The organism is Bradyrhizobium sp. 2S1 (assembly GCF_011516625.5).
Classification (GTDB): Bacteria; Pseudomonadota; Alphaproteobacteria; order Rhizobiales; family Xanthobacteraceae; genus Bradyrhizobium; species Bradyrhizobium septentrionale.
Window position 1 is genome coordinate 8,941,314 of record NZ_CP147717.1, and the last position, 17,128, is coordinate 8,958,441.

General features: G+C 63.4%; 21 protein-coding genes. 1 reads left to right on the top strand and 20 read right to left on the bottom strand.

What is annotated here, in order from left to right; all coding sequences use genetic code 11:
• Positions 1 to 19: 19 nt before the first annotated feature.
• From rplE to rpsL, 18 genes are all read right to left on the bottom strand, one after another.
• The gene (gene rplE, locus HAP54_RS42755; RefSeq protein WP_166205917.1) at positions 20 to 577 is read right to left on the bottom strand and encodes a 50S ribosomal protein L5; all 558 of its coding nucleotides are present in this window, start codon (positions 575 to 577) and stop codon (positions 20 to 22) included.
• Positions 570 to 884 carry a 50S ribosomal protein L24 gene (gene rplX / locus HAP54_RS42760; RefSeq protein ID WP_029081764.1) on the bottom strand — a complete coding sequence of 105 codons (315 nt, stop codon included), beginning with the start codon at positions 882 to 884 and terminating at the stop codon, positions 570 to 572. The genes rplE and rplX overlap by 8 nt, the downstream gene beginning before the upstream one ends.
• The gene (gene rplN / locus HAP54_RS42765; RefSeq protein ID WP_011473865.1) at positions 884 to 1,252 is read right to left on the bottom strand and encodes a 50S ribosomal protein L14; all 369 of its coding nucleotides are present in this window, start codon (positions 1,250 to 1,252) and stop codon (positions 884 to 886) included. The genes rplX and rplN overlap by 1 nt, the downstream gene beginning before the upstream one ends.
• A gap of 74 nt (positions 1,253 to 1,326) precedes the next feature.
• Positions 1,327 to 1,575 carry a 30S ribosomal protein S17 gene (gene rpsQ / locus HAP54_RS42770; RefSeq protein WP_016843754.1) on the bottom strand — a complete coding sequence of 83 codons (249 nt, stop codon included), beginning with the start codon at positions 1,573 to 1,575 and terminating at the stop codon, positions 1,327 to 1,329.
• Positions 1,576 to 1,584: 9 nt separating this feature from the next.
• On the bottom strand, positions 1,585 to 1,791 hold the full coding sequence (gene rpmC, locus HAP54_RS42775) for a 50S ribosomal protein L29 (RefSeq protein WP_021081654.1): 207 nt from the start codon (positions 1,789 to 1,791) through the stop codon (positions 1,585 to 1,587).
• Between the two features lie 5 nt (positions 1,792 to 1,796).
• Complete coding sequence (gene rplP / locus HAP54_RS42780; protein ID WP_016843752.1) at positions 1,797 to 2,210, bottom strand: 50S ribosomal protein L16; 414 nt, start codon at positions 2,208 to 2,210, stop codon at positions 1,797 to 1,799.
• A 30-nt stretch (positions 2,211 to 2,240) separates the two neighbouring features.
• The gene (gene rpsC, locus HAP54_RS42785) at positions 2,241 to 2,942 is read right to left on the bottom strand and encodes a 30S ribosomal protein S3 (RefSeq protein WP_018272135.1); all 702 of its coding nucleotides are present in this window, start codon (positions 2,940 to 2,942) and stop codon (positions 2,241 to 2,243) included.
• 20 nt (positions 2,943 to 2,962) lie between these two features.
• Positions 2,963 to 3,349 (bottom strand): 50S ribosomal protein L22, encoded by a 387-nt coding sequence (gene rplV / locus HAP54_RS42790; protein ID WP_018272136.1) that lies wholly within the window; start codon positions 3,347 to 3,349, stop codon positions 2,963 to 2,965.
• A 10-nt stretch (positions 3,350 to 3,359) separates the two neighbouring features.
• Complete coding sequence (gene rpsS / locus HAP54_RS42795; protein WP_018272137.1) at positions 3,360 to 3,638, bottom strand: 30S ribosomal protein S19; 279 nt, start codon at positions 3,636 to 3,638, stop codon at positions 3,360 to 3,362.
• Positions 3,639 to 3,650: 12 nt separating this feature from the next.
• Positions 3,651 to 4,484 (bottom strand): 50S ribosomal protein L2, encoded by an 834-nt coding sequence (rplB, locus tag HAP54_RS42800; protein ID WP_166297357.1) that lies wholly within the window; start codon positions 4,482 to 4,484, stop codon positions 3,651 to 3,653.
• Positions 4,485 to 4,496: 12 nt separating this feature from the next.
• Entirely contained in the window at positions 4,497 to 4,796 is a 300-nt protein-coding gene (locus HAP54_RS42805) for a 50S ribosomal protein L23 (protein ID WP_029081770.1), read from the bottom strand.
• On the bottom strand, positions 4,793 to 5,413 hold the full coding sequence (rplD, locus tag HAP54_RS42810; RefSeq protein WP_166205923.1) for a 50S ribosomal protein L4: 621 nt from the start codon (positions 5,411 to 5,413) through the stop codon (positions 4,793 to 4,795). The genes HAP54_RS42805 and rplD overlap by 4 nt, the downstream gene beginning before the upstream one ends.
• 1 nt (position 5,414) lies before the next feature.
• Positions 5,415 to 6,134, bottom strand: a complete 720-nt coding sequence (rplC, locus tag HAP54_RS42815; RefSeq protein WP_166297359.1) for a 50S ribosomal protein L3 — start codon at positions 6,132 to 6,134, stop codon at positions 5,415 to 5,417.
• A gap of 54 nt (positions 6,135 to 6,188) precedes the next feature.
• Entirely contained in the window at positions 6,189 to 6,497 is a 309-nt protein-coding gene (gene rpsJ, locus HAP54_RS42820) for a 30S ribosomal protein S10 (protein ID WP_002712302.1), read from the bottom strand.
• A gap of 86 nt (positions 6,498 to 6,583) precedes the next feature.
• On the bottom strand, positions 6,584 to 7,774 hold the full coding sequence (gene tuf / locus HAP54_RS42825; RefSeq protein ID WP_166205926.1) for an elongation factor Tu: 1,191 nt from the start codon (positions 7,772 to 7,774) through the stop codon (positions 6,584 to 6,586).
• 40 nt (positions 7,775 to 7,814) lie between these two features.
• Entirely contained in the window at positions 7,815 to 9,887 is a 2,073-nt protein-coding gene (fusA, locus tag HAP54_RS42830; RefSeq protein ID WP_166297361.1) for an elongation factor G, read from the bottom strand.
• A 30-nt stretch (positions 9,888 to 9,917) separates the two neighbouring features.
• A complete protein-coding gene (gene rpsG, locus HAP54_RS42835) occupies positions 9,918 to 10,388 on the bottom strand; it encodes a 30S ribosomal protein S7 (protein WP_050402248.1) in 471 nt (156 codons plus the stop codon).
• A 15-nt stretch (positions 10,389 to 10,403) separates the two neighbouring features.
• Complete coding sequence (rpsL, locus tag HAP54_RS42840; protein WP_028168167.1) at positions 10,404 to 10,775, bottom strand: 30S ribosomal protein S12; 372 nt, start codon at positions 10,773 to 10,775, stop codon at positions 10,404 to 10,406.
• A 705-nt stretch (positions 10,776 to 11,480) separates the two neighbouring features.
• Here rpsL and HAP54_RS42845 point away from each other — a divergent pair.
• Positions 11,481 to 12,692 carry an FAD-dependent oxidoreductase gene (locus HAP54_RS42845; RefSeq protein WP_166297363.1) on the top strand — a complete coding sequence of 404 codons (1,212 nt, stop codon included), beginning with the start codon at positions 11,481 to 11,483 and terminating at the stop codon, positions 12,690 to 12,692.
• 61 nt (positions 12,693 to 12,753) lie between these two features.
• On the opposite strand, the gene HAP54_RS42850 is transcribed toward HAP54_RS42845, so the two are convergent.
• Positions 12,754 to 14,793, bottom strand: coding sequence for an ABC transporter ATP-binding protein (locus HAP54_RS42850; RefSeq protein ID WP_166297365.1), 2,040 nt, complete (start codon positions 14,791 to 14,793; stop codon positions 12,754 to 12,756).
• A 223-nt stretch (positions 14,794 to 15,016) separates the two neighbouring features.
• Positions 15,017 to 17,077: an FAD-dependent oxidoreductase gene (locus tag HAP54_RS42855; protein WP_166297367.1), complete on the bottom strand. Its 2,061-nt coding sequence runs from the start codon at positions 17,075 to 17,077 to the stop codon at positions 15,017 to 15,019.
• Between the last annotated feature and the right edge of the window lie 51 nt (positions 17,078 to 17,128).

A 17,128-nucleotide genomic window follows, 5' to 3' on the forward strand; every position in this document is an offset into this window, starting at 1 on the left:
GTGGCTTTGGCTCAGCTACTCACTGCCGGAACGGGAAATTGAAAGCGGCCAACAAGGCACGTGCCTCGTCGTCGGTCTTGGCGGTGGTGCACACCGTGATGTCCATGCCACGCGCTTCCGAGACCTTGTCGAAGTCGATCTCGGGGAAAATGATGTGCTCCTTGATGCCGAGCGAATAATTGCCGCGGCCGTCGAAGCTCTTCGGGTTCAGGCCGCGGAAGTCGCGGACGCGAGGCAGCGCCACGTTCACCAGGCGGTCGATGAACTCGTACATATGGGTCTTGCGCAGCGTGACCTTGCAGCCGATCGGCTGGTTCTCGCGCAGCTTGAAGGTCGCGATCGCGATCCGCGAATAGGTCACGATCGCCTTCTGGCCGGCGATCAGGCTCAATTCGGCAGCGGCGGTCTCGGCCTTCTTGCGGTCGTTGACGGAATCGCCGACGCCCATGTTGAGCACGACCTTGTCGAGGCGCGGCACCTGCATCACGTTGGCATAGCCGAACTTCTCGGTCATCATGCCGCGGATCTTCTTGTCATACTCCGCGCGCAGGCGCGGCGTGTAAGCTGTATCAGCCATCGATCTCTGCTCCCGAGCTCTTGGCAACACGAACCTTCTTGCCATCGGCCTGAATCTTGAACCCAATGCGGGTCGGCTTGCCGTCCTTGCCGACATACGCAACGTTGGACAGGTGGATCGGCATCTCCTTGGAGATGATGCCGCCTTCCTGGGTCTGGCTCTGCTTCTGGTGACGCTTCACCATGTTGATGCCGCGCACGAGAGCCTTGTTCTCGTCCGGACGCACCTCGAACACCTCGCCGGTGCGACCCTTGTCGCGGCCGGTGAGCACCATGACCTTATCGCCCTTGCGGATCTTGGCAGCCATCACAGCACCTCCGGCGCGAGCGAAATGATCTTCATGTGGTTCTTGGCGCGCAGCTCGCGCGGCACCGGCCCGAAGATACGGGTGCCGACCGGCTCCGACTGATTGTTGATCAGCACGGCGGCGTTGCGGTCGAAACGGATGACCGAACCGTCGGCGCGGCGGATGTCCTTGCGGACCCGGACCACGACGGCCTTCATCACGTCGCCCTTCTTCACCTTGCCACGCGGAATGGCTTCCTTGATCGACACAACGATAACGTCGCCCACGGTGGCATAGCGGCGCTTGGAACCTCCAAGAACCTTGATGCACATGACACGGCGTGCGCCTGAATTATCGGCCACGTCGAGGTTGGTCTGCATCTGAATCATTGATGCACCTCGTCCTCTTTCTGCGCTTTAGCGCGCCCAAAATTTCCCTGAATTCCTCGGCCAGGCCGAAGTAATCAGGCCGTTTTCTTGTGTTCGCCCCGGACCACGGTCCAGCGCTTCAGCTTCGAGATCGGCTTCGATTCCTCGATCCAGACCATGTCGCCCGGCTTGAACTGGTTGTTCTCGTCGTGCGCGTGGTAGTTCTTGGAACGGCGGATCGTCTTCTTGTAGATCGGGTGGGTGAAGCGGCGATCGACGCGCACCACGATGGTCTTGGCTTGCTTGTCGCTGACGACCACGCCCTGCAGAGTACGTTTCGGCATAGGCTTCCCTTACTTCTTCTTCGCGCGCAGCTGCGCGGCGATGGTCTTGATACGAGCGATATCGCGGCGGGCTTCCCGCATCCGCGAGGTGTTCTCCAGCTGCCCGGTGGCGCGCTGGAAACGCAGGTTGAAGCGTTCCTTCTTCAGGTTAAGGACCGCGTCTTCCCGCTGGTCGTCGCTCATCGCGCGAATGTCTTCAACTTTCATCTCGGCCATGGCGATTACTCCGCAATGCGCGCAACGAAGCGCGTCTTGATCGGCAGCTTGGCGGCGGCGAGCGACAGCGCCTCCTTGGCGGTCTGCACCGGCACGCCGTCGATCTCAAACATCACGCGGCCCGGCTTGATCCGGACCACCCACAATTCCGGCGCACCCTTGCCGGAGCCCATGCGGACTTCGGCAGGCTTCTTCGACACCGGCACGTCCGGGAACACGCGGATCCAGACGCGGCCGGCGCGCTTCATGTGACGGGTCAGCGCGCGGCGGGCGGCTTCGATCTGACGGGCGGTGACGCGCTCAGGCTCCATCGCCTTCAGGCCGAACTGGCCGAACGCCAACGTCGCGCCAGAGGTCGCAACGCCGTGGATACGGCCCTTATGCGCCTTCCGGAACTTCGTTTTCTTAGGTTGCATCATGGCTTTAAGCCCTCAAATTCCTGCTTTGCCTCAAGCGGCGTCGCGGCGCGAACGCGGGGTATTGTCGCCCTCGGCCATCTTCTTGTCCTGGGCCATCGGATCGTGCTCGAGGATCTCGCCCTTGAAGATCCAGACCTTGACGCCACAGGTGCCGAAGGTCGTGAACGCGGTAGCAACGCCGTAGTCGACGTCGGCGCGCAGCGTGTGCAGCGGCACGCGGCCTTCGCGGTACCACTCCATGCGCGCGATTTCGGCGCCGCCGAGACGGCCCGAGCAGTTGATGCGGATGCCCTCGGCGCCGAGACGCATCGCCGACTGCACGGCGCGCTTCATGGCGCGGCGGAACGCAACGCGGCGCTCGAGCTGCTGGGCGATCGATTCAGCGACCAGGGTCGCGTCGAGCTCCGGCTTGCGGATTTCGACGATGTTGATCACGACGTCCGACGAGGTGATGTCGGCGACCTTCTTGCGCAGCTTGTCGATGTCGGCGCCCTTCTTGCCGATCACGACGCCCGGACGGGCCGAGTGGATCGTCACGCGGCACTTCTTGTGCGGACGCTCGATCACGATGCGGGCGACGGCCGCCTGCTTGAGCTCCTTGTGCAGGATCTCGCGGATCTTGACGTCCTCGTGCAGGAGCTTGCCGTATTCCTGCTTGCCGGCGAACCAACGGGAGTCCCAGGTCCGGTTGATGCCGAGACGCAGCCCGATTGGATTGATCTTTTGACCCATCGTCTTCTCCTGCGCCCTTCTTAGGCGCTTGCCTCGGCCTCGACCTGACGAACCACGATGGTCAGGTGCGAGAACGGTTTGAACACACGGCCCGAACGGCCACGGCCGCGCGGAGCAAAACGCTTCATCACGATGCCGTTGCCGACATGCGCCTCGGCAACGACGAGATCGTCGACATCGAGGTCATGGTTGTTCTCGGCGTTGGCGATCGCCGATTCCAGGCACTTCTTGACGTCGACCGCGATCCGCTTGCGCGAGAACTGCAGGTCGGCGAGCGCAGCCGAAGCCTTGCGGCCGCGGATCAGCTGCGCCACCAGGTTCAGCTTCTGCGGGCTGACGCGCAGCATGCGGGCGACGGCCTTGGCCTCATTGTCCGCGAGGCTACGTTCGCGCTTTGGTTTGCTCATCGTCTATTCCTCAAGCCTTCTTGGCTTTCTTGTCGCCCGAGTGGCCGTGGAAGGTCCGGGTCGGCGAGAACTCGCCGAACTTGTGACCCACCATTTCCTCGTTGATCGCCACCGGCACGTGCTTCTGGCCGTTGTAGACACCGAAGGTCAGGCCGACGAACTGCGGCAGGATGGTGGAGCGGCGGCTCCAGATCTTGATGACGTCGTGACGTCCGGACGCGCGCGCGGCATCTGCCTTCTTGAGCAGAGAACCCTCGACGAACGGGCCTTTCCAGACTGAACGAACCATGTCCGGCGTTCCTTACTTCTTCCGCTTGTGGCGGCTGACGAGAATGAATTTGTTGGTCGACTTGTTGGTGCGGGTCTTCTTGCCCTTGGTCGGCTTGCCCCACGGAGTAACCGGGTGGCGACCGCCCGAGGTACGACCTTCACCACCGCCGTGCGGATGGTCGATCGGGTTCATGACGACGCCGCGGTTGTGCGGACGCCAGCCGAGCCAGCGGGTACGACCGGCCTTGCCGATCGAGATGTTCATGTGATCCGGGTTCGAGACCGCGCCGATCGTGCCGCGGCAGCGGCCGTGCACGAGACGCTGCTCGCCCGAGTTCAGGCGGACGATCACGTAGTCCTGGTCGCGGCCGACGATCTGGGCGTAGGTGCCGGCGGAGCGCGCCAGCTGGCCGCCCTTGCCGATCTTCAGCTCGATGTTGTGCACGATCGTGCCGACCGGCATGTTGCCGAGCGGCATGACGTTGCCGGGCTTGACGTCGACATAGTTGCCGGCGACGACGGTGTCGCCTGCCGCCAGACGCTGCGGCGCCAGGATGTAGGCCAGCTCACCGTCCTGATACTTGATCAGCGCGATGAACGCGGTGCGGTTCGGATCGTACTCGAGCCGCTCCACGACCGCCGGCATGTCCACCTTGTCGCGGCGGAAGTCGACGGTGCGGTAGGCCTTCTTGTGGCCGCCGCCGCGGAAGCGCACGGTGATGCGGCCGGTGTTGTTGCGGCCGCCATTGCCGAGCTTGCCCTCGGTCAGCGCCTTCACCGGCTTGCCCTTGTAGAGCGCCGAACGATCGACCATGACCAGCTGGCGCTGGCCCGGCGTCGTAGGATTGTAGGTTTTCAATGCCATCGTCGTTGCGCCTTATAGTCCGGTAGTCACGTCGATGCGGTGGCCCTCTTCAAGGGTCACGATCGCGCGCTTGGAGTCCGACTGCGAGCCGAGATTGCCGCGGAACACCTTGGTCTTGCCCTTGCGGACGAGGGTGTTGACGCTCTTCACCTTGACGTCGAACAGCTTCTCGACCGCTTCCTTGATCTGCGGCTTGGTCGCCTTGCCGGCGACCTTGAACAGCACCTTGTTGTGCTCGGAGGCGAGCGTCGCCTTTTCCGTCACGACAGGAGAGATGATGACGTCGTAGTGGCGCGGATCGATGTTCTTCATTTGAAGCGCGCCTCCAGCGCATCAACCGCAGCCTTGGTCAGCACCAGCTTGTGGCGGCGGAGAATGTCGTAGACGTTGATGCCCTGGATCGGCAGCACGTCGATGTTCGGAATGTTGCGGGCCGCGATCGCGAAACCGTTGTTCAGCTCCGCGCCGTCGATGATCAGCGCATTGGTCAGGCCGAGACCCGAGAAGTGCCCGATCAGAGCCTTGGTCTTGGCGGCCTCGAGCTGCGCATTGTCGATCACGATCAGCCCGCCGTCCTTGGCCTTGGCCGACAGCGCATGCTTCAGCGCGAGCGCGCGCACCTTCTTCGGCAGGTCGGTCGCATGGGAGCGAACCACCGGACCGAACGCACGGCCACCGCCGCGGAACTGCGGCACGCGGGCCGAGCCGTGACGGGCGCCGCCGGTGCCCTTCTGCTTGTACATCTTCTTGCCGGTGCGCCAGACGTCGGCGCGGCCCTGGGTCTTGTGCGTGCCGGCCTGACGCTTGTTCAGCTGCCACTGCACGCAGCGCTGAATGATGTCCTTGCGCGGCTCGAGACCGAAGATCTCGTCCGACAGCTGAACCGAGCCAGCGTCCTTGCCTTCAAGGGTGGTGACTTTCAGTTCCATCTCACACGCCCTCCTTCTCGGCCACAGCCTCGGCAGCTTCGCCACCGGCAACCTTGAACTTGCCGGGCTTCGGAGCTTCCTTCGGTAGCGGCTTCTTCACCGCGTCGCGCACCGAGATCCAGCCGCCCTTGGAGCCGGGAACGGCGCCTTCGACGAGGATCAGGCCGCGCTCGACGTCGGTCGAAACCACACGCAGGTTGAGCGTGGTGATGCGGTCGACGCCCATGTGACCGGGCATCTTCTTGTTCTTGAAGGTCTTGCCGGGGTCCTGACGGCCACCGGTCGAACCGATCGAACGGTGCGAGACCGACACACCGTGGGTGGCACGCAGACCGCCGAAATTCCAGCGCTTCATGCCACCGGCGAAGCCCTTACCGATCGAGGTACCGGTCACGTCGACGAACTGGCCGACCACGAAATGGTCCGCCTGGATTTCCGCGCCGACCGGGATCAGCGCGTCCTCGGACACGCGGAACTCGGCGACCTTGCGCTTCGGCTCGACCTTGGCGACCGCGAACTGGCCGCGTTCGGCCCTCGGCATGTACACCGTCTTGCGGGCGCCGGAGCCGAGCTGAAGGGCGACATAGCCGTTCTTCTCGGTCGTGCGGTGGCCCAGCACCTGGCAGTTGCCCAACTTCAGCACGGTCACAGGGATATGCTCGCCGGTCTCCGTAAAGACCCGCGTCATCCCGACCTTCTGTGCGATCACTCCGGAGCGCATCGGCGTGCTTCCTGTCTTTCTGTCCGCAAGCGGCGGACGTAAAAATCCAAAACCTTAGAGCTTGATCTCGACGTCGACACCGGCGGCCAGGTCGAGCTTCATCAGCGCATCGACGGTCTGCGGGGTCGGGTCGACAATGTCGAGGAGGCGCTTGTGGGTGCGCATCTCGAATTGCTCGCGGCTCTTCTTGTCAACGTGCGGCGAACGGTTGACGGTGAACTTCTCGATGCGGGTCGGCAGCGGAATCGGTCCGCGAACCTGCGCACCGGTGCGCTTCGCTGTGTTCACGATCTCACGGGTCGACGTATCGAGGATTCGATGGTCGAACGCCTTGAGACGGATGCGAATGTTTTGGCCGTTCATTGCCGTATTCTTTCTTTAGTGAGTGGCGAGTAGCGAATAGCGAATGGATCGATCCACCCGCTACTCGCCATTCCCTATTCGCGTACTTACTCGATGATGGCGGCGACGACGCCGGCGCCGACGGTGCGGCCGCCTTCGCGGATCGCGAAACGCAGCTTCTCTTCCATCGCGATCGGCACGATCAGATGCACTTCCATCGCGATGTTGTCGCCCGGCATCACCATCTCGGTGCCTTCCGGCAGGTGCACGACACCGGTCACGTCGGTGGTGCGGAAGTAGAACTGCGGACGGTAGTTGGTGAAGAACGGGGTGTGACGACCGCCCTCTTCCTTGGTGAGGATGTAAGCCTCAGCCTTGAACTTGGTGTGCGGCTTGACCGAACCGGGCTTGCACAGCACCTGGCCACGCTCGACTTCCTCGCGCTTGGTGCCGCGGAGCAGCGCACCGATGTTGTCGCCGGCCTGGCCCTGATCGAGCAGCTTGCGGAACATTTCGACGCCGGTGACGATGGTCTTCTGGGTGTCGCGGATACCGACGATCTCGATTTCCTCGCCGACCTTGATGATGCCGCGCTCGACACGGCCGGTGACGACGGTGCCGCGGCCCGAGATCGAGAACACGTCTTCAACCGGCATCAGGAACGGCTGGTCGATCGGACGCTCCGGCTGCGGGATGTACTCGTCGACGTTCTTCATCAGCTCAAGGATGGCGTCGTGGCCGAGCGTCTTGTCCTTGTCTTCGAGGGCGGCGAGCGCCGAGCCCTTGATGATCGGGATCTTGTCGCCCGGGAATTCGTACTTCGAGAGCAGCTCGCGGACCTCGAGCTCGACGAGCTCGAGCAGCTCCGGATCGTCGACCATGTCGCACTTGTTGAGGAACACGACGAGCGCGGGCACGCCGACCTGGCGGGCGAGCAGGATGTGCTCGCGGGTCTGCGGCATCGGGCCGTCAGCAGCCGACACGACCAGGATCGCGCCGTCCATCTGGGCGGCACCGGTGATCATGTTCTTGACGTAGTCGGCGTGGCCGGGGCAGTCGACGTGGGCATAGTGGCGGTTCTTCGTCTCGTACTCGACGTGAGCGGTCGAGATCGTGATGCCGCGCGCCTTCTCTTCCGGCGCCTTGTCGATCTGGTCGTAGGCGGTGAACGTCGCGCCGCCGGTCTCTGCAAGCACCTTGGTGATCGCTGCGGTCAGCGAGGTCTTGCCATGGTCGACGTGACCGATGGTGCCGATGTTGCAGTGGGGCTTGTTACGCTCGAATTTTGCTTTGGCCATTTGACTCTCCGTTCAGTCGTTAGTTGCTAACCAACGACAATCAAGCAAACTTTTTCTGGACTTCAGCCGACACGTTCGCCGGTGCTTCGGCGTAGTGATCGAACTGCATGGTGAAGGTCGCGCGACCCTGGCTCATCGAGCGCAGGTTGTTCACGTAACCGAACATGTTCATGAGCGGCACCATCGCGTTGATGACGTTGGCGTTGCCGCGCATGTCTTGGCCCTGGATCTGGCCGCGCCGGGAATTCAGGTCGCCGATGACCGAACCGGTGTAGTCTTCCGGGGTCACCACCTCGACCTTCATGATCGGCTCGAGCAGGACGGACTTGCCCTTCGTCAGCGCCTCGCGGAACGCGGCACGCGACGCGATTTCGAAGGCCAGCGCCGACGAGTCGACGTCGTGATACTTGCCGTCGACCAGCTGCACCTTGACGTCCACCACCGGGAAGCCGGCAACGACACCGGAGCCCATCACGCTGTTGAGGCCCTTTTCGACGCCGGGGATGTATTCCTTCGGCACCGCGCCGCCGACGATCTTCGATTCGAACTCGTAGCCCTTGCCGGGCTCGTTCGGCTCGACGACGATCGACACTTCGGCGAACTGACCGGTACCGCCGGTCTGCTTCTTGTGCGTGTACTTGACTTCGGCCTTTTTGGTCACGCGCTCACGGAACGCCACCTGCGGCGCGCCGATGTTGGCATCGACCTTGTAGGTGCGCTTGAGAATGTCGACCTTGATGTCGAGATGCAGTTCGCCCATGCCCTTGAGAATGGTCTGGCCGGACTCCTGGTCGGTCGACACGCGGAACGACGGATCCTCCGCGGCGAGCTTGGCCAGCGCGACGCCGAGCTTTTCCTGGTCGGCCTTCGACTTCGGCTCGATCGCGATTTCGATCACCGGCTCCGGGAATTCCATCTTTTCGAGGATCACCGGCTTGTCGGGATCGCACAGCGTGTCGCCGGTGCGCGCTTCCTTCAGGCCCGCCAGCGCGACGATGTCGCCGGCATAGGCTTCCTTGATGTCTTCGCGGTTGTTCGCATGCATCAACAGCATCCGCCCAATCCGCTCCTTCTTGTCGCGGGTCGAGTTCACCACGCCGGTGCCCGACTGCAGGACGCCGGAGTAGATGCGGCAGAAGGTGATGGTGCCGACGAACGGATCGTCCATGATCTTGAACGCGAGCAGCGCCAGCGGCTCCTTGTCGTCCGCCTTGCGCACGACCTCGTTGCCGTCGTCATCGATACCTTTGATCGCGGGCACGTCGATCGGCGACGGCAGATAGTCGACGACAGCGTCGAGCAGCGGCTGCACGCCCTTGTTCTTGAACGCGGAGCCGCACAGCACCGGATAGAATGCACCGGTGAGCACCGCCTTGCGGATCAGGCGCTTCAGGGTCGCCTCGTCCGGCTCCTTGCCGTCGAGGAAAGCGGCCAATGCGTCGTCGTCGAGCTCGACGGCGGCTTCCACCATCTTCTCGCGATATTCCTTGGCCTGCTCGATCATGTCTTCCGGAATGTCGACATAGTCGAACTTCGCGCCGAGCGATTCATCGTTCCAGATGACGCCCTTCATGACGACGAGGTCGACGAGACCCTTGAAGTTGTTCTCGGCACCGATCGGAAGCTGAATCGCGATCGGCTTGGCGCCGAGGCGGTCGACGATGTCGGCCAGGCACTTGAAGAAGTCGGCACCGGTCTTGTCCATCTTGTTGGCGAAGACGATGCGCGGAACCTTGTACTTGTCGCCCTGGCGCCAGACGGTCTCGGTCTGCGGCTCGACGCCCTGGTTGGAGTCGAGCACGCAAACAGCACCGTCGAGCACGCGCAGCGAACGTTCGACCTCAATGGTGAAGTCGACGTGGCCGGGGGTGTCGATGATGTTCAGGCGCTTGCCGTTCCAGAACGCGGTGGTCGCAGCCGAGGTGATCGTGATGCCACGCTCCTGCTCCTGCTCCATCCAGTCCATCGTCGCGGCACCTTCGTGCACTTCGCCGATCTTGTGGCTCTTGCCGGTGTAATAGAGGATGCGCTCGGTGGTCGTGGTCTTACCGGCGTCGATATGCGCCATGATACCGAAGTTGCGGTAGTTCTCTATGGCATGAACGCGAGGCATAGGCTGTTCCTTAAATTCCGTGTTTCGCCGTTACCAGCGATAGTGCGAGAAGGCGCGGTTGGCTTCCGCCATCCGGTGCACGTCTTCACGCTTCTTGACGGCGTTGCCGCGATTGTTCGACGCGTCGAGCAGTTCAGCCGAGAGGCGCTCCGTCATGGTCTTCTCGTTGCGCTCGCGGGCGGCCGAGATCAGCCAGCGGATGCCGAGCGCCTGGCGGCGCACCGAACGGACTTCGACCGGGACCTGGTAGGTCGCGCCGCCGACGCGGCGGGAACGAACTTCGATGGTCGGCATCACGTTCTCAAGCGCCTGCTCGAACACGCCGAGCGGCGGCTGCTTGGTCTTGGCCTCGATCATACCGAGCGCACCGTAGACGATGTTTTCGGCAACCGACTTCTTCCCGGCGTACATCACCGAGTTCATGAACTTCGTAATGATGACGTTCCCGAACTTCGGGTCCGGAAGAACTTCACGCTTCTCAGCAGAATGGCGACGCGACATCTTATCGTTTCCCGCTTACTTAGGACGCTTCGCGCCGTACTTCGAACGACGCTGCTTACGGTTCTTGACGCCCTGGGTATCCAGCACGCCGCGGAGGATGTGGTAGCGCACGCCGGGCAAGTCCTTGACGCGACCACCGCGGATCATGACCACCGAGTGCTCCTGCAGGTTATGGCCTTCACCCGGGATGTAGCCGATCACCTCGAAGCCGTTGGTCAGGCGCACCTTGGCGACCTTACGAAGCGCCGAGTTCGGCTTCTTCGGGGTCGTGGTGTATACGCGCGTGCAAACGCCGCGCTTCTGCGGCGACTGCTGCAGCGCCGGCACCTTCTTGCGCGACTTCTGCACTTCACGTGGTTTTGCGATCAGCTGGTTGATCGTCGGCATGCAGCCTTCACCCTTTAAGTTCGCGCGAAAGCCCTGAATGGCTCCGCAAATTTCTTCTCAGGACTAGCCGTCCCGTACGACCCGCTCGACGCGGAACAAGCAACCGCGCAAAGCGAAATCGCGCCAACCACTCATCGCTGAGCGGAAAGCGCATCGACGCCACAGAGGACCGCGATCCCGGACCGTTCAGCGTTCGCTGTTCGGTCCGCCACCGAGGTCATGCATCCGAATTCACTCTCATGAGGACGTGCTCAAGAGAACTAAAAGCGTCCTGGCATTGCCTAGCTATCATCGACAGCGTTTGAGCGGCATTCGTCGAGGTTGGTGCCCGTCCGGCGCCTCAAAAAAGGGCCTTCGGGTGTTCCGTTCCGACGCTGGCGTAGCTCACCGCCTGTCGTTAAGTGGCCGCCTTGTATAATCGAGAGATAGTGAAGTCAAGCAAAACGACAGGCAAAGAAACGCCTCTGGCGCTTGCAGATTTTGCATTTCGCCGCGGCACGGTGCGCGACGGAATATGACGACCTGCGCACCTCCCCTCGCCCTTTGACCGAGTCGCGGGCCACCCGGCAGAATCATATTCCACCCGGATAAAACAAGAATAGAAACAACTCTCCCCAACTTAGACCTGAAGGCAAACTTCGAAACTAAGCCTTTATTTGCCATTCGCGGCGCAAAAATCGGGGTCTACGGCTACGGAACTCACTCATGCGGTACACCGACATCGCGATCATCGGCGGCGGCCTTGCGGGCTCGATCGCGGCCGCCATGCTCGGCCGTGCCGGGATACCGAGCATCCTGATCGACCCACATCAGGTCTATCCGTTCGATTTCCGCGTCGAAAAGATCGCCGGCGACCTCCAACTCGAGCGATTCGCCAGGACCGGCCTTGCCGAATCCGTGCTCCGTTCGGCGACGCTGGACGGCGAGAACTGGATCGCGCGATTCGGCTATCTGCTCGACCGGCAGCCGAGCCGGCAATACGGCATCATGTACGACGCGCTTATCGCGGCGATCCGGAACGAAATCGCGCGGCCGGCGGAATTCATCTGCGACAAGGTCGCCAATGTCGCGACCAGTTCCGAGCGGCAGAAGGTCGTGCTCTCCAGCGGCGAGGAGATCTCGGCGCGTCTCGTGGTGCTCGCCAACGGCCTCAACGTCGGGCTGCGCCGGATGCTCGGCATCGAGCGCCTGGTCACGAGCCACAGCCACTCGATCTCGCTCGGCTTCGATTTCGTCCCGGTCGGCCGCCCCGCCTTCCCGTTCGCGGCGATGACCTATTTCTCGGAGCGGCCGAGGGACCGCATCCCCTACATCACGCTGTTTCCGGTTGGGAACCGGATGCGCGCCAACCTCTTCACCTACCGCCAGGCCGACGATCCCTGGCTGCGCGCGATGCGGCGCAATCCGGTCGAGACGTTGAACGCCGCGCTGCCGCGGTTGCGCCGGCTCACCGGCGAGTTCGACGTCGCCGGCGACATCAAGATCAGGCCCGCCGACGTCTATGTCAGCACCGGCTATCGGCAGGCCGGCGTCGTGCTGGTCGGGGATGCCTTCGCCAGCACCTGCCCGGTCACCGGCACCGGGACCGACAAGGTGTTCACTGACGTCGCCCAGCTCTGCAACGTCCATATCCCGGCCTGGCTTGCGACCGACGGCATGGGCGAGGAGAAGATCACCGCGTTCTACGACGATCCGGTCAAGACGGAATGCGACGCCTGGTCGAACGGCAAGGCATTCAGCTTCCGCGAGGTCTCGATCGGTACCGGGCCCTACTGGCAAGCCCAGCGCTGGGCGCGCTTCTTCTTCTATCTCGGCAGGAGCTGGCTGCGCCGGCTGCACAGCCCACAGGCGGCATCGTCAGCGGCCCGGCCGGCCAATCGCTTCCGGCAGCGTCCGCACGCAGCCGACAGGGCGTAAGGGCCGGATCGGCGGAAGCTCGCTCCCGGACATCCACCGGCAAGGCGGCGCGGCGCAGGCGTCACGCCTCCTCGTCTTCGCCCTCATCCTCCTCCTCGTCGTCATCGTCATCATCGTCCGCGTCGTCGGCATCCTCGTCGTCTGTGCCGTGATGTCCCTGGTCGTCCCACAGCTTGCGGTAGACGCCGTTCTTGGCCAGCAGCTCCTCGTGCGAGCCGCGCTCGATCGCCCTGCCGCCTGATATCACGATGATCTCGTCCATCTCGACCACGGAAGTGAGGCGGTGCGTCGACCAGATCATGGTCCGGCCCTCAGCGACCTTGAGCAGCGTGCGGTTGATCGCCGCTTCCGTGGTCTGGTCGAGCGCCGAAGTCGCCTCGTCGAGCAGCAGCACGGACGGGTTGCGGATGATCGCGCGCGCGATCGCGATGCGCTGGCGCTGGCCGCCCGACAACGTGTCGCCGCGCTCGCCGACCGGCGTGTCGTAGCGCTGCGGCAGGCTCATGATGTAGCGATGGATCTCGGCCTTCTTCGCGGCATCCTCCACCTCGGCGTCATCAGCGCCCTCCTTGCCGAGCCGGATGTTCTCGCGGATCGACATGTTGAACAGCATGTTCTCCTGGAACACGACCGCCATGCTCGCCCGCAGCGACTCGCGCGTCACCCGGCGGATGTCGACGCCGTCGATGGCGACGCGGCCCTCGTCCGGCACGTAGAGCCGCAGGATCAGGTTGATCAGCGTGCTCTTACCGGAGCCGCTGGGACCCACGATCGCGATGCTCTTGCCGGCATTGAGCTTGAGGCTGAGATTGTCGAGCACCGGCGTCTGCGCCCCCTCATACTGGAAGGTGACGCGGTCGAAGGAGATGTCGTTGGTGATCCGCGGCAAATCCGGCGCGCCGGGACGGTCGGCGCCGCGGGTCGGCTCGTCGAGCAGCTCCTGGATGTGCCGCACCGCCGCCGCCGACGAGATCGACACCGGGATGAAATGCATCAGATGGGCGATGTTGTACGACACCTCCCAGAACGCGCTCTCGAAGGTCACGAAGGTGCCGACCGTGATCTGCCCCTTGGTCGCCAGATAGGCGCCGATCGCCAGCACCACGAGGTGAAGCAGCAGCACCGAGATGGTGACGGTGCGCTCCACCATGGTCGACAGGAACATGGCCGAGGCGGCCTTGGCGCGGACGTCGCGGTTGCGCATCGTGAACCAGCCGAGCGCCCGGCGCTGCAGGTTGAACGCCTTGACCACCGCCTGGGCGGCGACGTTCTCCTGCACCATTCCGAGCAGCGCCGCCTCGTTCTGCTTCTGCTCATAATTGGCCAGCACCGCCTTCGGCGTCAGGATGCGCGGCCCGATCAGCGTGATCGGAAACACCAGCAAGGCGACCGCGGCGAGCTGCCAGTTCAGGAATAGCATCAGGATGATGCCGGCGACCAGTTCGAGGCCCGGCAGCGCGGCGCTGTTGGCAAAGGTCTTGATCGAGCCCTCGAAGCCCGACAGATCGATCGAGAAGCGCGACAGGATCTCGCCGCGCTTGGTGCGCGCGAAATAGGCCGACGGCAGGTTCTGGACGTGGTCGAAGATGCGGGTCCGCACATCGGCAATGATGCCGGCAGCAAGCCGCGCATCCCAGCGCTCGTACCAGACCGCGATGATCGAGGTGACAATGCCGGCCACCGCGAGCACGCCGAGGATCTTGTAGAGGGCCTGGAAATCCTCCTCGCCGAGCGCGTCGTCGATCAGGAATTTCAGGCTGAGCGGCATGATGACGTTGAACAACGTCTCGACCAGCACGCCGATGGCGACGCAGGCGAGCGGCTTTCTGTAGTTCGCCAGGATCGGCCTGACGAAGCCGAAGATCGTGGAGAGTGCGCCGGCGGCTTCCTTGGCGGTGAAGACGACGAGGTCCTCGTCGTCATCATCGTCATCGAGCTCAAGCTCGTCGTCCTCATCCTCCTCGTCGTCGTCCGGCGCCGCGGCTGCTTTTGCGGAAGCCGCCGCAGGCGGACCGGTCATGATGACGGGCTTCTTCTTCAGCTCGGGATCGCCGGCATCGGCCCGACTGGGATCGTCTGATGCAGGAGGTTTAGGCGCCATGAAACCAACCGATGCTCCACGGCCGGCATGACCGCAAATCGAAACCGCAGCGACGAACGCTGCAGCGGCGATCCTATGCGATCAGGATGAATTCGGCAAAGCGTTTGCGGCGATCGCTGTGCGTGGGCGCGGCCCGTAGATTCTGATTGGAGCCATGCCGTCATTTGACAGGTGGTTGACGCAAGGCCGATCGCCTTGCGCCAAATGCCATCAGTCGCTGTCGCTAGTCGTCGAGGTCGGCCTCGACCTTGTCGAAGAACGAATAGCGCAGGCTATCGGAGTCGGCGTACCACTGCCCCGGCCCCTTGTTGGCGGCCAGCGTCAGCGCCCACAGCTGATCGGTGCAGTCGCGGCGGTGCATCGACAGGTCGAAGCCGTTGCCGAAGAACAATTCCGACCACTCCCACCAGGTGCCGAGCTTCTTCACCCCGCGCAGCAGGTCGTAGCGATCGATCACCGCCGGCGCCATGTCCGAGGTCACCGACGCGAACACCAGGCCGGTCTTGACCACGCGGTTCAACTCGCGCACCGCGCGCACCACCTGCTTCTCGCCGAGATGGCACAGCGATGTCTCGAATGCGAAGTCGAACTCGTTGGCCTTGAACGGCAGGTCGGCGATCGAGCCGAGCTTGTTGTACTTCTTCAACGCCTTCGGCGTCTTGCCGTGGATGTAGCGGTTGTTCTCGACACCCCAGGCATCGATGCCGCGCTCGCGCAGCGCGCCGACCAGCTCGCCGCTGGCGGAGCCAGCGATCAGGAGCTTGTAGCCCTTCGCCCTGCCCCACACCGTCTTGATCAGGTCGGTCAGATAGGCCGGGTCGGTGAAGTTGCGCCAGGCTTCGCTGTAGGGGCCGGCGCCGCGATAATTGTCGAAATAGCCGCGGTCGATCTTGTCGGAGACCTCGGCGCTTTCCTGCGCGCGGGCGCGCCGCAATCGCATCATCTCGGTGACGACGATGTCGGTCGCCGCATCGGAGGAATCGAGCAGCCCGTTCAGCGTCGAATCGAACAGATAGTCGCCGACCACCACGATGCCGGGATGCTCCTTCGGCTCGGGACGGTGGTTGGTCATGACGTCGCGCACCGGCAGGCCGCCCGGCAGCGCGTTGACCGACGACAGCCAGCGATGGATCTTGCCTTCGAGGAAATGCGCGCGGGCATCGCCGAGCGAGGCCGGCAGCGACTTCAGCGCGGCGTCGAACAGTTCCTGGTCGCTGAGATTGGCGAAGGCGAGCGCGTCGGAGCCCGCGATCAGCCAGTTCAGCACACCGTGCTTGCCGACGTCGTGGCGTGCGCCCTCATTGTAGACGCAGCAGCCGCCGAACGCTTCCGACATGAACCAGGCGCCCGGGATCTTCTCGCCCCAGAACGGCTCGTCGAACAGGAGCGAGACGCGCAGATAGTGCGCGGGCCGATCGAAATAGGCGACGTGCTTGACCATCGACTTGCGCAGCTGCTCGCCGTCCCAGCGCATGGTCGCGAGCCAGGAGTGCGGCAGGCAGACCAGCACGAGGTCGAAGTCGCGCGTCTCCGGCCCCTTGCCGTTCATCATGTTGAGCTGGTAGCGGCCGCTGGCGGTCTTGCCGACCTTGAGAACGCGATGGTTGAGCTGGATGTCGGCGTTGACCTCCGAGCGCAGGCAATCGATCAGCTGCTCGTTGCCGTTCTGGATCGAATACAGGCCGATATAGCCGTCGACGTCCATCACGTAGTTCTTCAGCGCGTTGAGGCCGTTGGTGTTGTGGCTCTCGGTCGCGATGTCGGAGCGCGCCATCACCTTGAAGAAGCGCTTGGCAGTCGCGTCGTCGACCTCCTCGTCGAGGATCTGCTCGGCAGTCTTGTAGGCCCATGGGTGCTCGTTGTCGTGGGCGCCGATCCCCTCGTAATATTCGTGCGGCGACACCATGTCGCTGCAGCGCTTGCGGAACGCCTCGATCGCGGCCGCAGTCTTCGCGCCGTATTTGCGGCGCATGCCCGGCACGTCGGCGAGCAGTTCGCCGTCGAGCTGGACCTGCTCGGCATCCATCGGGATCGTCTGCAGGCCGAAATGCTGGATCAGCTCGCGCAGCGGGTCGGGTCCCGTCATCGAGTAATCGTAGATCTCGGCAACGCCGGCCTCATATATCGCCGGTGCGGAGTCGAATTTGCGCGTGACGATCTTGCCGCCGAGTCGGTTCGACGCCTCGAAGATGGTGACGCGGCAGAGGTCGCCGAGTTTGCGTTTCAAATACCAGGCGCTCATCAGCCCCCCGGGGCCGCCGCCTACGATAGCCAAGTCGAGCATATGGATTCCGTCGTCTCCGGCACGAGCCAAACAGCCGGTCTAAGTCACCCT

What these genes read in the sequence shown, in the direction of transcription:
- rpsQ (WP_016843754.1), bottom strand. Translation starts at nt 1,575, where the DNA reads ATGCCGAAACGTACTCTGCAGGGCGTGGTCGTCAGCGACAAGCAAGCC.
- rplV (WP_018272136.1), bottom strand. Translation starts at nt 3,349, where the DNA reads ATGAGCAAACCAAAGCGCGAACGTAGCCTCGCGGACAATGAGGCCAAG.
- rpsL (WP_028168167.1), bottom strand. Translation starts at nt 10,775, where the DNA reads ATGCCGACGATCAACCAGCTGATCGCAAAACCACGTGAAGTGCAGAAG.
- rplN (WP_011473865.1), bottom strand. Translation starts at nt 1,252, where the DNA reads ATGATTCAGATGCAGACCAACCTCGACGTGGCCGATAATTCAGGCGCA.
- HAP54_RS42845 (WP_166297363.1), top strand. Translation starts at nt 11,481, where the DNA reads ATGCGGTACACCGACATCGCGATCATCGGCGGCGGCCTTGCGGGCTCG.
- rpsS (WP_018272137.1), bottom strand. Translation starts at nt 3,638, where the DNA reads ATGGTTCGTTCAGTCTGGAAAGGCCCGTTCGTCGAGGGTTCTCTGCTC.
- rpmC (WP_021081654.1), bottom strand. Translation starts at nt 1,791, where the DNA reads ATGGCCGAGATGAAAGTTGAAGACATTCGCGCGATGAGCGACGACCAG.
- rplB (WP_166297357.1), bottom strand. Translation starts at nt 4,484, where the DNA reads ATGGCATTGAAAACCTACAATCCTACGACGCCGGGCCAGCGCCAGCTG.
- rplE (WP_166205917.1), bottom strand. Translation starts at nt 577, where the DNA reads ATGGCTGATACAGCTTACACGCCGCGCCTGCGCGCGGAGTATGACAAG.
- rplC (WP_166297359.1), bottom strand. Translation starts at nt 6,134, where the DNA reads ATGCGCTCCGGAGTGATCGCACAGAAGGTCGGGATGACGCGGGTCTTT.
- tuf (WP_166205926.1), bottom strand. Translation starts at nt 7,774, where the DNA reads ATGGCCAAAGCAAAATTCGAGCGTAACAAGCCCCACTGCAACATCGGC.
- rpsG (WP_050402248.1), bottom strand. Translation starts at nt 10,388, where the DNA reads ATGTCGCGTCGCCATTCTGCTGAGAAGCGTGAAGTTCTTCCGGACCCG.
- rplD (WP_166205923.1), bottom strand. Translation starts at nt 5,413, where the DNA reads ATGGAACTGAAAGTCACCACCCTTGAAGGCAAGGACGCTGGCTCGGTT.
- rpsJ (WP_002712302.1), bottom strand. Translation starts at nt 6,497, where the DNA reads ATGAACGGCCAAAACATTCGCATCCGTCTCAAGGCGTTCGACCATCGA.
- HAP54_RS42850 (WP_166297365.1), bottom strand. Translation starts at nt 14,793, where the DNA reads ATGGCGCCTAAACCTCCTGCATCAGACGATCCCAGTCGGGCCGATGCC.
- HAP54_RS42805 (WP_029081770.1), bottom strand. Translation starts at nt 4,796, where the DNA reads ATGAAGAACATCGATCCGCGCCACTACGACGTCATCATCTCTCCTGTC.
- HAP54_RS42855 (WP_166297367.1), bottom strand. Translation starts at nt 17,077, where the DNA reads ATGCTCGACTTGGCTATCGTAGGCGGCGGCCCCGGGGGGCTGATGAGC.
- rplX (WP_029081764.1), bottom strand. Translation starts at nt 884, where the DNA reads ATGGCTGCCAAGATCCGCAAGGGCGATAAGGTCATGGTGCTCACCGGC.
- rplP (WP_016843752.1), bottom strand. Translation starts at nt 2,210, where the DNA reads ATGATGCAACCTAAGAAAACGAAGTTCCGGAAGGCGCATAAGGGCCGT.
- rpsC (WP_018272135.1), bottom strand. Translation starts at nt 2,942, where the DNA reads ATGGGTCAAAAGATCAATCCAATCGGGCTGCGTCTCGGCATCAACCGG.
- fusA (WP_166297361.1), bottom strand. Translation starts at nt 9,887, where the DNA reads ATGCCTCGCGTTCATGCCATAGAGAACTACCGCAACTTCGGTATCATG.